Raw genomic sequence first — 388 nt, 5'->3', positions numbered from 1 at the left:
CGAAGATGGTCTTGATTCTTGCACCAATAACGGCATCAGAATACATCTTTAACCTGCGTTTTTTACGGGTGCTCACCCACTTGTAAAACGAGGAACGATTCAGCTTTAACACATCGCACATCCGCTTAACCGAGTACTCGGTTCGGTGGTCATCGACAAACTGGAAGCGGATCACCAGTGAGTCTCTTCGGCAAAATATTTCGCGGCCTTACGCAGGATGTCGCGTTCTTCGCGCAGCTTAGAGACTTCTTTTTCCAGCTGACGGATTCGCGCAGAATCATTCGCCGCTTGGGCTTGATCGTGCACGGCCTTCGTGCGGGCACGTTTGCCAGTGCCGTACTTTTTGACCCAAGAATGTAGCGAGGCACGGTTGATACCGAGCTCAGCT

At 51.3% G+C, this 388-nt stretch carries 1 pseudogene; it reads right to left on the bottom strand.

The features are described from left to right. A pseudogene (locus HMPREF2888_RS13145) lies at positions 1–388 on the bottom strand (IS3 family transposase); the annotation flags it as partial.

Source organism: Corynebacterium sp. HMSC077D03, assembly GCF_001808545.1.
Taxonomy (GTDB): Bacteria; Actinomycetota; Actinomycetes; order Mycobacteriales; family Mycobacteriaceae; genus Corynebacterium; species Corynebacterium simulans.
This window is presented reverse-complemented; position numbering and strand designations above follow the sequence as displayed.